This is a genomic window from Pelosinus sp. UFO1, assembly GCF_000725345.1.
Lineage (GTDB): Bacteria > Bacillota > Negativicutes > DSM-13327 > DSM-13327 > Pelosinus.
On record NZ_CP008852.1, the window covers coordinates 111,066 to 124,210 of the forward strand.

Below are 13,145 nucleotides of genomic sequence, written 5' to 3' on the forward strand. Positions count from 1 at the left end.
AATGTAAAGTTATCAAAAAGTTTTGGAGGTTTTTAAAATGAGATTGTTCATAGGAATAGAGCTCCCAGAACAGATTATTGCCGAACTTCACTCCCTACAAAATCTACTAAGGAAAAAGGTGCGAAGAGGGCGCTTTCCATCGAAACATAACTTACATCTTACATTACAGTTTTTAGGGGAAACATCTGAAAACAGAATCGAAGACATTATACGTTTGTTACAGACAGTAGCGAAAGTGAATTCCCCATTTAAGTTATCATTCAATGCACACCTAGGTTCTTTTGGACATAAGAATCCAGTACGTGTAGTTTGGGTAGGAGTAAAGGGAGAGATGGAAGTACTGTTACAGCTTCAAACCAGTATTGTAGGACGTATGCAAGAGTTAGGGTTTCCAGCTGAGACTCGTGGCTATCATCCACATGTTACCTTAGCCCGTGATGTTGACTTTATCGACAAGGACTTCTTGTTGGATCAAGAGGAAGGAGAGTTTGATATTGGGCAACTTTCCTGTTTCAATATAGATCATTTTTGTTTACTATCGAGCAATGTAGAGCAGGGAAAGCGTATATATAATATAGTAGAGACATTTAAGTTGATAGACACAGATACGAAGTGAAAAGGCTAAAGAACTCCTGCCATATTTTGTAGAATTTGGCAGGAGTTTTCGTGTGTTTGGTAAATAAAGTAATATAAAGACACGCTCAATCACAGACAGAAATCCGCAAATTAAGAGGAGGTCGTTCATTACGTATGACCGTTTGAGGAACATAATTGAAACAATGAAAATTATTGACGATCATGGTCACCCAGGTTTTGCAATGTACTTTTCAGAACTGCCGGAAGACCGGAGAATACCGTTTGCGACGGATGAATATAAAACTCCAGAGGAAAGCTGTGGTGGATTTCCCTTTCTACGGGAATTACATTACGAGAGCTATGCCAGTCTTTATGGTTTTGAGCGCAGCGATATTCAGGATCTGGCTAAAAGAAACGAATTAGCCGCAATATATAACCAAAAGAGACTTGCCATTGCTGACTGGATTGACGATATTATGGACCAGGCTGGGGTTGAAGTGCTTATGGCAAATATAGCATTGCCAGAGGGATTGAAAAACAAAGCGAATATTCGCTTTGTTCCCTCTGTTGACCCATTAGTGTTTCCCTTTGACAACTCATACTTAAAAAAACGTCCATTAAGTAAGTATTTCCTCGGTTATTTTGAATATTCCTTAGCTGAATTAAAGATGAAATTCCAATATAAGGATGATGGATTTAAAAGCTACCTAGTCTTTATTGACCATGTCTTAGAAAGTTATTTGCAGGAGAACTCAGCTGCTTTTAAATTTGCCATGGCTTACGCACGAGATACTTCTTTTGAAAGAATTAATATGGAAGAAGGACCGGCGTTATATGAAGCCGCTAAGGGCGGTGACCAGCAGGCCTATACTAAGTTGCAGGATTTATTCGTCTGGTATATCATGCGTAAAATTGTGAAATACGATATGGCTGTGCAGTTTCACTTTGCTATTACGGATAACTATGTGAATTATTTTGATCCGCTCAATCTTTCCAATATGCTTGAAGATGAAGAACTAAAAAATGCAAAAATCATTATTTTACATGGCGGATACCCTCGTTATGGAAGTGCAGAGATACTTGCTTTAGGTGGATTAACTCCCAATAACGTTTGCATTGATATCTCAGGTAGGATTATGTTTGCTAATCATCCGAAAGTTATCGCGAAAATGCTGCGGGGATGGCTGGAAAAACCAATATTATGGGATAAAATAATTTATGGGTCAGATGTACTTTGGGGAGAACGGTATATTTATACCTGTGCAAAAACTGGCAGGGCTGCAGTTTATTTTGCACTGAGTGGTATGATTGATGAAGATATTATTGATGAAGATACAGCTATAGTTATTGCACGAAAAATTCTTCGTGAAAATGCTATAAGGATTTATAATCTTTAAAGGCGGCTGTGTCATAAGTAGTTACTGATCAAGCATCATTTATCAGTTAGATAAATGATGCTTTTTATTGTCTGGCGCAAAATATGATATAGACAAGCTTTTCAATCAATAATATTATAAGTGTAGCAATTAAAGTCATTTTTCAAGGATAGTGTTCGGAAAAACACCATAACCGTCTCTAAAAGAGACATTTATGGTGTATGGCTTAAAAATAGTAATACGAAGAGGAGCGGTTTGATTATGAACGTTGCAGATTCTAAATACTGTAATGAGCAGTTTGATGTCAGATTAAAGATGATCCTGGATAATCCCTTTGAGGGAAGTATGGCAATTGACGAAAACGGAAATGTCTTTTTTGTAAACTCATTTTTTTTAGAAATTCTAAATTGCGTAGAAGAGGATGTAGTCGGTAAGAAAATCTGGGATGTGATTCCTTCTTGCCGGTTGTTCGAAACAGTTGGGCAGGGCTATTCTATTTGGGGTGAGACATTAAAAATTAACGCCAGGGAATTTTTGGTGGCCCGATTTCCTCTGAAAAGTGGCGGGCAGACTGTAGGAGCAATGGTTAAGACTTTGTTTCCTGACCAAACCATTGCCAAGGAAATTGTGGATAAGCTGTCGCGACCGGTAAAGACGGAGAACTGCATGAAGAGTACGCTTTGTACATGCCGCGATATTATTGGGGAAACACCGCCGATGTTATATGTGAAGAAACTGGCGAGGAGAGCTTCGCGGACTAGTTCCACTTTGTTGATTACGGGAGAAAGCGGTACCGGCAAAGAAGTTATTGCTCAGGCGGTTCACACTCGTTCTGTCCGGCGGGAGGGACCGTTTATCAGTGTGAACTGCGGTGCTATTCCGGAAAATCTTCTCGAATCAGAATTGTTTGGTTATGTCGATGGCGCCTTCACTGGAGCAAAAAAGGGAGGAAAACTCGGAAAGTTTGAACTGGCTGATGGTGGAACTATATTGCTGGACGAAATAGGCGATATGCCTCTATATATGCAGGTCAAGCTGCTTCGGGTATTGCAAGACAGGGAAGTTTGGCGCATTGGATCTACGGTTCCTACCAAATTAGACGTGCGGGTTATGGCCTCCACTCACACTGACCTTGTACAACTGGTGAAAGAAAAGAAATTTCGCGAAGACCTTTATTATCGCCTCAACGTGTTGGAAATCAATATGCCTGCCTTACGAGAGCGAATTGAAGATTTACCAATGCTAATTGATGCTTTAATTCAGCGCATAAATCGGAAAATAGGTGCGGATGCAACGGGAGTTTCCCAGGAATCCATTGAAATTATGAAAACGTATAGTTGGCCTGGAAATGTGCGCGAATTGGAAAATCGGCTTGAGCAGGCGATCAATTGGAGTGATGATCACATTATTAATATTCGCAACATTCCTGTTAGGCCTTGGGAAAGAGAGCTTAACAATGTAACGGTGAATGTGGATGCAGGCTTTCGTGGTTGTATGCAAGAAACAGAGCGAGACCTTATTTTAAACGCTTTAGAAAAAATGAAGGGAAATAAAACCCAAGCAGCGCGAATGTTGAATATGCAGCGCTCAGTACTATACAAAAAAATGAATAAACTAAACATATGAGTGTAGCTTTTGGGTGCAACTCTGTCTTCTAAAGAGACGGCAAAAAGACTCCTGGGTGGAAGCCTAGGAGTCTTTTTGATTGAAAATTCGCGCATTTATTGAAACTAGTATCCATTGGCACGGTTATTGCAATATTTAAGTAATGCTGATGGCCATCGGTTTTAACCAACGAAAGATTACTATCTGGAGGAGGAAAAGCGCGTGTCTAAATTTTCTAACAAAGTTAAGTCCATTGAGGAAGCACTAAGTGGCATTCCAACAAGCGGCGCGACAATTATGATGGGAGGGTTTGTTGGGGCAGCGGAGCCGACTTGCTGTATCGAGTGGTTAATCAAGAACCAAATTCGCGAAATAACCTTGATTACCAATGAACCGGGTTTGAGCGGTTTTGGCAGAGCGATGCTATATAAAAACGGCTTAGTACGAGAGATTATTTCCAGTCATGTCGGTACTACCCAAGAGTCAACCGATGAATACCTGAAGGGAAATCTTAAAGTTGAACAATTTTACCCGATGGGTACCTGGATTGAAAAGGTTCGGGCTGGTGCAATGGGTCTAGGTGGTGTGCTTGTTCCAGTTGGTGTAGGCATATTGGACGATCCGACCCTGTTCCCAGAGATGAAAGAACCCAAACAAATTATTGAAGTAAATGGAATAAAATGCTTTGTTGAGCCTGCCTTGCGAGCACCGATTGGTCTTGTTAAAGCATGGCGGGCTGATGAAATGGGTAATTTGGAATATCGGCATACCAGTATGAACTGTAACCCCATGGTGGCTATGGCCTGTGATTATACCGTGGCGGAAGTGGAAGAAATCGTTCCTGTCGGCACTATTTCGCCTGAGCGAGTGGGGACACCAGCGCCGTTTGTGCAAGCAGTTGTCAAGGGCTTAAGCTTAGAACAGCATGATGATATTTATCGTCAGCATTGGCTGAAGATTGGTAAATTGGCTCCCGAAAAATAAGAATTTTAGGAGGGAATGACATGGATTCGAGAGTATTAATTGCTAAACGAGTTGCCCAGGAATTTAAAGACGGACAGCTTGTCAATTTGGGATTTGGAATGCCAACCCAGGCTTCAAACTATTTGCCTGAGGATGTTAAGGTAATGTTTCATGCTGAAAATGGTGTTTTCGGTGTTGGACCTAGGCCTACAGCGGCAAAAGCAATGGCGGATATGACTAACGCTGGCTCTGAGCCTATCACACTTATGCCAGGGGCTGCTATTATGGATTTAGCTACTTCGCTGGGAGCTATGCGCAGTGGGATCTTGGATATTACTGTCCTAGGTGCTTTAGAAGTGGATCAATTGGGTAACATAGCCAATTGGGCTGTAGAACGTAATGGCAAATGGTGGCCTGGTATTGGTGGCGCTATGGATTTGTGCTATGGTACGGAACAAGTTGTTGCCTGCCTTATGCATACTGACAAAGCGGGTGCATCTAAAATTCTTAAAAATTGCACTCTCCCGCTCACAGGAAAAGGCTGTGTAAAGTCAATTATTACCGATAAGGCCGTTTTCGAAGTAGGCAATGATATTCTTATTTTAAAAGAGCATGCACCTGGTGTAACCCTAGAAGAAATTAAAGCTTGCACTGAGGCTGACTTTATTGTTGCCGATACTTTCTGCGAAATGAGACTCTAAGTAGATTATACAAGGCGGCCTATCCGTTTATGTTTCTGGTTAAATCTTCAGGAGGTGATGTTTGTGAGCATTTCGGAAAAACATATAGTTAGTGATGTTGTAGATCAGGCTAGACTATTTTGCCAAAATAACCTCCAGCCTATTGCAAGAGAGCTGGATATAAACAGCAGGTTTCCTACTGAACTCTTACCAATAATGGTCGAAGCCGGTTTTTTTGGCATAAATTATGATGTTGAATACGGTGGAAGTGGTTATGATTCTATTACCAATCACTTGGTAGCCAAAGAAATTGCTAAAGTGAGCGCCGGGGTAGCGCTCACCTTCCACGTGCATTGGATGGCTGTTGATGTGTTGCTGAAATTTGGTAATGAGGCGCAAAAACAGAAATATTTGCCTGCCCTATTGCGGGGTGAAAAAGTGGCGGCCTATACCGTCAGCGAAGTGCAAGCAGGCTCTGATGCTGCCGGGATCAAGGCAACGGCTGCAAATACCGAGGCAGGCTGGCTACTCAATGGGGCTAAATTTTTTTGCACGAATGGTGGCTTAGCTGATATCTATTTCGTTGCATTGAAAACTGATGTGGAGGCTGGGGCAAAAGGCATTAGTATGTTTATTGTTGAAAAAGGTACAACGGGATTTGAAATTGGTGCTCCTGTAGAAAAAATGGGATGCAGAAGTTCTTATACTACTGCCTTAACCTTCAACAATTGCGTAGTGCCGCAGGACAATATAATCGGTGATATAAATGCCGGTTTTAAAATTGCCATGTATGGCTTAGTGGGGGGGCGTCTGGGGATGGCCTCCATGGGACTCGGCATTGCCGAAGCTGCTCTGGAGAGCGCTGCAAAATATGCAAATAGGCGAGTCGCTTTCGGTAAGCCGCTAAACGCACTTTTTGCGGTGCAAGAGATGCTGGCCGACATGTATGTAAAATTAGAAGCAGCTAATTTGTTAGTTTGGGAAACGGCTAAGAAAAGGGATAGCGGAAAGGACTACGCTCTGGAAACTTCTGTTGCAAAGCTGTTTGTCACAGAAGTGGTTAACGAGGTTTGCCACAAGGCTCTCCAAATATTTGGCGGTCACGGTTATATGAAATATAACGACGTGGAGCGCTATGCTCGGGATGCGAGATTACTTGATATTGGGGTTGGGGCATCCGAAGTATTGAAGATGGTTGTGGGGACGGCTGTGGCGAAACTCAAGGGAAGTTAACTATTGGACATGAGGGAGGATAGTGTATGAATTATATCGTAAAAAGACGATTTGATAGCAAGCTGACTACCGGGATTGTGGGTGTAATTCTATGTTTTGTTTACGCTATGATTTACTGGCCGGTTTGGGCGACGGTGGCAAAGATTATTATTAGTTTTACAGCTGCGGCGGGATTGCAAGCAGTAGAACCTGCACTGGCGAAAAAATTTATAGCCACATTTGCAGAGGGAACCTTTTTTTGGTGCAGCATCTGCGCCTGGATCTGGCAGACTTTAATATTCGGTAATTATGGCAAATACACCTTGACTAAAGAACAACCCGGTGCCGGAATTTGGTATACTTTTCTCAGTTTCGTCTGCGGTATTGGTGCTTATCTTGTTTTAATATCCTTCATTGGCATCTGGTGGAAGCCTTTTAATTTAGCCATAATGTTTGCTCCCAAGACAGCGCAAGAGCTTCATTTGGCACTTGAAGGATGGGAGGCTTCCAATTTCTATGTATTGCCTGTGATTATAGCACAGATTCCTTTTGTTTCCCTTTTTCAAAAGAAGCCTTGGACTGGTAACCTTAAACCTCCCCTCGACGGACTGGCAGTGATGATGACTAGCTCACTATTTGCTTTGCTTGTTTGGGTTGCTTTGTTTGTTCCCAGTTTTATGCATGTTCAAGTAGGTGGATATGAAGTTACCTCTCAACCAATGGGTTCCTGGCCAGCTGTACTTGCTTTCTGCCAAGGATTTATTTTTTGGTTCCTTATCCCAGCGGAAGGTGGGGAAGGTTATCCGTATAAGATTTTCACTGACAAACAGCCTTGGATGGGGATTATCGGGTTAGTGGGGGCCTTACTATGTGGCGGTTATTTAACCCCTGCCTTGTATGTCAGCTTAATTAACACTTTTAACATCAATCCTGGTGTGAATCCGTATATTACAACTGCCTCCCTTGAACTATCGCTTATTGTAACCATGCTGTGCTGGCATCATTTGTTTGATGACTATCCCAATGCCGAGAAGGAACCGAGCGTTGCAAGACGCGTGAGTATCCGCGCTATCATCTGGCTTGTGCTTGGAACTGGTTTCGGTTTTGCATGGCTACAAGTCTATAGGATTCTTCCTTTTGCTGGAAATGATCTTGGGATGGGTTTTCCAGTAATGGGTATTTTGGCAGGTCAGTTTGCCTTGTTGATGGTATTCCTCTATTTCAATACCTTCTTTGATAAATGGCCGCTTGTTTATAAAGAAATGGTTACTAAAACAGACTCTATTTCTAATTGATTGGTTAGCTAATCTGTCGCATTCGGAGATGTAAAGTAAATATAAGGACAAACTCCTGCAAAGTAATCAACCTTGCAGGAGTTTGTCCTTATATGATACATAAATTGTTAACAGGTACTTTGTTCCACCAAGAAAGAGCAAGGTATTGCAGAATTGTTACAACATTGAATGGTGAAGTCGTTCAAGATGGAATACGAGCGATATGTCTCTTAGCACCCCTTTCCTTATTGAAGTGAACCCCGAATTTGGAAGATGATAAAAAAGATTGAGGATTTGCGACCGCAACAAGGAATAAATAATGTTATACTGATATACATAGATCCAATTTTTTATAGGAAAGAGTGAAAAAATTTGATGAAAATTACGTTTATAATTCCTTATAAAGAAATTGAAGAACAGATTGAAGGTTTTTTAGCAGAAGCGAAGGGAGAGGGAGTGGTTTTTAATACTACTCATATTGTTGGTACGCAAGAAACCCTTCTTAAAGAGTGGGATTCAGATATTATTGTTGCCCGAGGTATAACCTATCTTGCTCTAAAAAATAATTTAAAGAATGTTTCCGTCATCGAAATAGCGGTAACAGGTTATGATATCATTCAGGCAATAAATGTGTGTAAGAAGAAATATAACTCTAAAAAAATTGCAATTATCGCTTCTGAATCAATTATCTATGATGTCGGAAGTTTAAAGGAAATTGTCAATATTGATTTTGAAGTTTTTAAAATAAAAAATGAAGAAGATATTCGATGCGCTTTGAATACTGCAAGATCTCATGGTGCAGATACAGTAGTTGGAGGATTGACAGGGTGTAGTCTTGCTAAAAATATGGGTTGGCAATGCGTGAAGATCAAGACGGGAGAAGAGGCAATTAGAAGGGCAATTAAAGAAGCACTGAATGCAGCCCATGCTGCGCGGTTGGAAAGATCAAAAGCGGAACTTCTTAAAGTTATCTTGGAAAATACGCAAGAGGCCATTGTTGCAGTTGATCAAGAGGGTATTATTACGGCGTTTAACAAAACTGCTTATAAAACACTTAATATTCCTCAGAATCGGTCGGTGATAGGGAATTCAATTAACGAGATACTGCCTGATGGAGATTTATTCAAGGTAACAGAAACATATGAGGAAGAATCGGGAGTTCTTAGAAATATTAACGGAGGGATGGTTCTTACTAAGTGGGTTCCTATCCGAGTAGAGACCAGGATGGTTGGCGTAGTGTATACATTTCAAAATGTTGACAAAATACAAGAGACAGAAAGTAAGATCAGAAAGGAATTGAGTCGGAAGGGGTTAGTGGCAAAATATAGTTTCGGTAATATTATAGGTACCAGTAGTGTTTTAAAGAAAACCATACAAACGTCCTATAAATACAGTCAGATAAATTCAAATATATTAATTATTGGAGAAACAGGTACAGGGAAAGAGTTATTTGCGCAAAGTATTCATAATGCCAGTAACAGAAAAACCCAGGCCTTTGTGGCAGTAAATTGTGCCGCTATTCCAGAGAATCTTTTAGAAAGTGAGCTATTTGGTTACGTGGAAGGAGCCTTTTCTGGTGCAGGAAAAGGTGGGAAAATTGGATTATTTGAAATTGCTCATAAAGGAACTCTTTTTTTAGATGAAATCGGTGAAATCCCTCTGAACTTGCAGGCAAAATTGCTTAGGGTTCTTCAAGAGAGGGAGATTCGAAAAATTGGCGACAATAATATCGTGCCTATTGATGTTCGGATTATTGCAGCTACAAATATTGATTTAAAGAAAAAAGTTAAGAGTGGTCATTTTAGGCAAGACCTGCTTTATCGACTTGATATATTGAACTTAAGAATACCTTCTTTGCGTGAAAGAAGAGAAGACATTGAAAGTATCGCCCAATACTATATCAAGGAATACTGTAAACAGTATAATAAAGTGATATCGGCGCTTACGTCAGACGTTGTGGAGGTACTGAGTAGCTATAACTGGCCAGGGAATATTAGAGAGATGAGGAACATCTGTGAGAGACTGGTCGTGTTAACTGATAATAAATTTATTACACGGGAAGAGACAATGGAAATATTGTATTGCTCTGAACAGCCTCTGGAAGAAAAAGTAGTTCAAGATGAAATTGTGGCCAAAGTGATGAAACACCCTGGAGAAGAGAATTTAGAAGCATTGATGAATTTGCTGAGTGTTGCAAAAGTCAATAAAGCAGATATCGCAAATCTTCTAGGGGTTAGTCGAACTACTTTATGGAGAAAATTAAAAGAGAAGTCCTAAGCGTTATAGAGAATGGCCTTGACGATGATGCAAAGAGCTATGAAACATTTTTGAAACAAAAATGTTTCATAGCTCTTTGCATTGCGTTATTTTTTTGTCTTTTTGCTGTTTTCGGAACTACTAGATACAGATAAAAGGGTATCGCATTAAAGAACGAATTATTTAAGTACACGAATAAAGTCATAAAAATAGCCTAACTCAGTATAAGCAAGAATTGAATTTAGAATAAAAGTCACTGAAAGAAAAACGAATGGCACGAATATTGCAAATATTATAAAAGTGATTAGGATTATCTAAATTCTTTATTGTAGAGAGGGGAAGGAAAAGTTGATGACTAGAACTTATAACGAAAAGCCGGTACTAGGTATCACCCTCGGTGATGCTGCCGGAGTTGGACCAGAGATTGTAGCCAAGGTTATAGCCAAAGGAGTATTAGAAACATGCTGCCGTCCAGTAATCATCGGTGATGAGCGGGTACTAAAAATGGGAATGAAAGTTGCAAAAGTTGATTTCCCGTATACCATAATCGAAAACATTGAGGAAACAACTGGAGAAGGTATTTGGATTCTTGATCAGAAGGATGTAAATCCTGAAGAAATAAGGATAGGCGAAGTAAACCCTATCTGCGGGAAAGCAGCGGGGGATGCTCTCATTATGGCAGTTAATCTTTATAAAGAAGGAAAAATCGACGGTTTCTGTTTTGCATCGTTAAACAAAGCGGCACTAAAGTCGGGAGGTCATATGTTTGAAAGTGAGCAAATGCTTTTTGCCCAACACTTTAATTGGACTGAACCCTTTGGTGAAGTCAATGTACTAGATAATGTATGGACGACACGGGTGACAAGCCATATTCCTGTAAAAGAAATTAGTAATAGTTTGACGATAGAGAATGTCATGCGGGCAATCAAGTTGGCGACTAAAACGCTAACTCGTGCAGGAATCCAGAATCCAAGGCTGGGTATAGCGGCTCTTAATCCCCATGGCGGCGAAAATGGACTATGTGGCACAGAGGAGATTGATGTAATAATTCCCGCTATGGAACAGGCTCGCCAGGAAAAAATCAATGTTTTAGGTCCATTTCCTGCAGATATTTTATTTATTAAAGCTTTCGATGATCAATTTGATGCAGCCGTTACCATGTACCATGATCAGGGGCAGATTGCATTAAAGTTAAGAGGTTTCGAATTTGGCATCACTATCGCCGCAGGATTCCCAGCGCCAATTGTAACACCAGCTCACGGTACCGCTTATGATATTGCCGGTAAGGGGATTGCAAATACGGGAGCATTTGAGAACGCTGTAAAGATGGCAGCCAGAATCGCTCTTTGTGATAAGAAAGTCCTGGTATCCCAATAAAGGGCAAAGACATGGTCTCCCACCAAGGAAATATTGAAAGGATGGAGAGAGCTTGGATAGTTTACGAAGCTATATGAAAATAGGTATAGTGCAAGGTGTGGCATTTCCACTTTCGGCAAAAGATCCGCAAAACCTGATAGAATCATTTAAAACCATTGCTAAGGATGAATTTTTTGAGGTCATAGAGATAGGGCAAATAAAAGACATTGAAGCAAGGGAAGACATAAAAGGGATCATTGAAGTAAGTAAGATGATAGTATCTTATGCCGGACACTCTAGACTGCTGTCTAATAGACTTAATATCAATGATTTACATGAAGAAGGCAGAAAAAATGCAGTTGTAGCTTTGAAAGAGGGCATTGATGAAGCCTACTACATGAATGCAGAGAGTTTTGCCTTCCTCAGTGGCAGATATGAGGAAGACAAGAAGGAGGATGCCCTACAGGCCCTTATCCAATCCACTAAAGAACTCTGTGCTTATGCATCCCGTAAGGGGAATATGCCAATCCTGTTAGAGGTCTTTGATTATAATATTGACAAAAAAAGTTTGATAGGTCCGGTTGGACTTGTTGAAAGATTTGCAAGGGAAGTAGCAAAGGAATGCACTAACTTCGGCATCATGGTGGACCTAAGTCATCTTCCCTTGCTAGGTGAAAATTCTAGGCAAGCTTTGCTCCCCATAAAGCAATATATCAAACATGTCCATATTGGAAATGCGGTAATGCGGCAAAGTAAATTAGAAGCATACGGCGACGAACATCCAAGATTTGGATTTCCTAATAGTGAAAACGATGTCGCGGAGGTAACTGATTTTTTAGAAGTGTTGCTTGAAATAGGTTATCTAAATAGGTTGAATCCACCTATAGTGAGTTTCGAAGTAAAACCAAGGCCCTATGAGGATCCCGAGTTGGTCATTGCCGGTGCTAAACGTGTACTAAAAGAGGCGTGGACAAAAGTCTAATGAAGGAGGTTGAAGATGAAACTATGTTATCAAGTGGCGACACCAGATGTGGCTATTTCACCTGCAGTTACAGCTTTTCAAGGTAAACTAGATGATAGTTTTAGAAAACTTGCTGAACTTGGTTATGACGGGGTTGAGCTTATGACACTCAATCCATTGGAGCTTAACTGGGATCAGGTGAAAGGTGAAGCGGACAAAAACAAGCTGGATATTGTTCTTATTTGTACAGGTGAAATCTTTGGACAGTTAAAGCTTTCTTTCATGGATCGGAATTTGGATGTAAGAAACAAAGCCAAGAAGCAGGTTAAGGGAATTATTGATTTTGCAGCTTATTTTGGTTCAAATGTAAATATCGGAAGAGTAAGAGGCCAATATTGTGCTGAACTACCTAAAGAAGTATCCTATGGATACGCTATTGACTCTTTTAAAGAAATCAGTGAGTACGCAGGTAAGAAAGATGTTAAAATCGCATTGGAATCGGTAACGTTGATGCAAACAAATTTTATTAATACTGTGCAAGAGGCTGTAAATGTAGTTAAGGATGTCGACAATGAGTATTTTAAGATGATGATGGATGTCTTTCATCTTAATATAGAAGAAAAAGATATGTTTGAAGTGATAGAAAAGTATGCAGATTATAACATTCACGTCCATTTAGCGGATAATAATCGAAGATATCCTGGTCATTGTGGTCTTGACTTTGAAAAGATTATCACAGCTTTTAAGAATACAGGTTTTGATGGCGCTTTTTGTACCGAAATATTCCAACTGCCAGATCAAGATGTAGCGGCAGCGGGGGCCATCGCACATCTTCGACCCATCTTAGATAGGGTCTATAAATAACCTTGGATCAGATGATCTGTAT

The 13,145-nt window shown here is 40.4% G+C and carries 12 protein-coding genes; all 12 read left to right on the forward strand.

Annotated features, from left to right (window positions below):
* The first annotated feature begins 37 nt into the window (after window positions 1–37).
* The 12 genes from thpR to UFO1_RS00505 all read left to right on the forward strand — a co-directional run bounded on the left by thpR (window position 38) and on the right by UFO1_RS00505 (window position 13,123).
* Window positions 38–616, forward strand: coding sequence for an RNA 2',3'-cyclic phosphodiesterase (thpR, locus tag UFO1_RS00455; protein ID WP_038666491.1), 579 nt, complete (start codon window positions 38–40; stop codon window positions 614–616).
* A gap of 163 nt (window positions 617–779) precedes the next feature.
* On the forward strand, window positions 780–1,973 hold the full coding sequence (locus tag UFO1_RS00460) for an amidohydrolase family protein (protein WP_144390850.1): 1,194 nt from the start codon (window positions 780–782) through the stop codon (window positions 1,971–1,973).
* A 240-nt stretch (window positions 1,974–2,213) separates the two neighbouring features.
* Window positions 2,214–3,578 (forward strand): sigma-54-dependent Fis family transcriptional regulator, encoded by a 1,365-nt coding sequence (locus tag UFO1_RS00465; RefSeq protein WP_051788765.1) that lies wholly within the window; start codon window positions 2,214–2,216, stop codon window positions 3,576–3,578.
* A gap of 201 nt (window positions 3,579–3,779) precedes the next feature.
* Complete coding sequence (locus UFO1_RS00470; RefSeq protein ID WP_038666500.1) at window positions 3,780–4,541, forward strand: CoA transferase subunit A; 762 nt, start codon at window positions 3,780–3,782, stop codon at window positions 4,539–4,541.
* 20 nt (window positions 4,542–4,561) lie between these two features.
* The gene (locus UFO1_RS00475; protein WP_038666504.1) at window positions 4,562–5,221 is read left to right on the forward strand and encodes a 3-oxoacid CoA-transferase subunit B; all 660 of its coding nucleotides are present in this window, start codon (window positions 4,562–4,564) and stop codon (window positions 5,219–5,221) included.
* A 63-nt stretch (window positions 5,222–5,284) separates the two neighbouring features.
* Window positions 5,285–6,433, forward strand: coding sequence for an acyl-CoA dehydrogenase family protein (locus UFO1_RS00480; protein WP_051788766.1), 1,149 nt, complete (start codon window positions 5,285–5,287; stop codon window positions 6,431–6,433).
* 26 nt (window positions 6,434–6,459) lie between these two features.
* Complete coding sequence (locus UFO1_RS00485; RefSeq protein WP_051788767.1) at window positions 6,460–7,707, forward strand: hypothetical protein; 1,248 nt, start codon at window positions 6,460–6,462, stop codon at window positions 7,705–7,707.
* Window positions 7,708–7,799: 92 nt separating this feature from the next.
* Window positions 7,800–7,943 (forward strand): hypothetical protein, encoded by a 144-nt coding sequence (locus tag UFO1_RS25070; protein WP_158442759.1) that lies wholly within the window; start codon window positions 7,800–7,802, stop codon window positions 7,941–7,943.
* 118 nt (window positions 7,944–8,061) lie between these two features.
* Window positions 8,062–9,963, forward strand: coding sequence for a sigma 54-interacting transcriptional regulator (locus UFO1_RS00490; RefSeq protein WP_051788768.1), 1,902 nt, complete (start codon window positions 8,062–8,064; stop codon window positions 9,961–9,963).
* A 330-nt stretch (window positions 9,964–10,293) separates the two neighbouring features.
* Window positions 10,294–11,319, forward strand: a complete 1,026-nt coding sequence (locus UFO1_RS00495) for a 4-hydroxythreonine-4-phosphate dehydrogenase PdxA (protein ID WP_038666513.1) — start codon at window positions 10,294–10,296, stop codon at window positions 11,317–11,319.
* 73 nt (window positions 11,320–11,392) lie between these two features.
* Window positions 11,393–12,280, forward strand: coding sequence for a sugar phosphate isomerase/epimerase (locus UFO1_RS00500; RefSeq protein WP_038674778.1), 888 nt, complete (start codon window positions 11,393–11,395; stop codon window positions 12,278–12,280).
* A gap of 15 nt (window positions 12,281–12,295) precedes the next feature.
* A complete protein-coding gene (locus tag UFO1_RS00505) occupies window positions 12,296–13,123 on the forward strand; it encodes a sugar phosphate isomerase/epimerase (protein WP_038666517.1) in 828 nt (275 codons plus the stop codon).
* The last annotated feature ends 22 nt before the right edge of the window (window positions 13,124–13,145 follow it).

Excerpts from the sequence above, each read along its gene's own strand:
- thpR (WP_038666491.1), top strand. The coding sequence starts at position 38 with ATGAGATTGTTCATAGGAATAGAGCTCCCAGAACAGATTATTGCCGAA.
- UFO1_RS00460 (WP_144390850.1), top strand. The coding sequence starts at position 780 with ATGAAAATTATTGACGATCATGGTCACCCAGGTTTTGCAATGTACTTT.
- UFO1_RS00465 (WP_051788765.1), top strand. The coding sequence starts at position 2,214 with ATGAACGTTGCAGATTCTAAATACTGTAATGAGCAGTTTGATGTCAGA.
- UFO1_RS00475 (WP_038666504.1), top strand. The coding sequence starts at position 4,562 with ATGGATTCGAGAGTATTAATTGCTAAACGAGTTGCCCAGGAATTTAAA.
- UFO1_RS00485 (WP_051788767.1), top strand. The coding sequence starts at position 6,460 with ATGAATTATATCGTAAAAAGACGATTTGATAGCAAGCTGACTACCGGG.
- UFO1_RS25070 (WP_158442759.1), top strand. The coding sequence starts at position 7,800 with ATGATACATAAATTGTTAACAGGTACTTTGTTCCACCAAGAAAGAGCA.
- UFO1_RS00490 (WP_051788768.1), top strand. The coding sequence starts at position 8,062 with ATGAAAATTACGTTTATAATTCCTTATAAAGAAATTGAAGAACAGATT.
- UFO1_RS00495 (WP_038666513.1), top strand. The coding sequence starts at position 10,294 with ATGACTAGAACTTATAACGAAAAGCCGGTACTAGGTATCACCCTCGGT.
- UFO1_RS00500 (WP_038674778.1), top strand. The coding sequence starts at position 11,393 with ATGAAAATAGGTATAGTGCAAGGTGTGGCATTTCCACTTTCGGCAAAA.
- UFO1_RS00505 (WP_038666517.1), top strand. The coding sequence starts at position 12,296 with ATGAAACTATGTTATCAAGTGGCGACACCAGATGTGGCTATTTCACCT.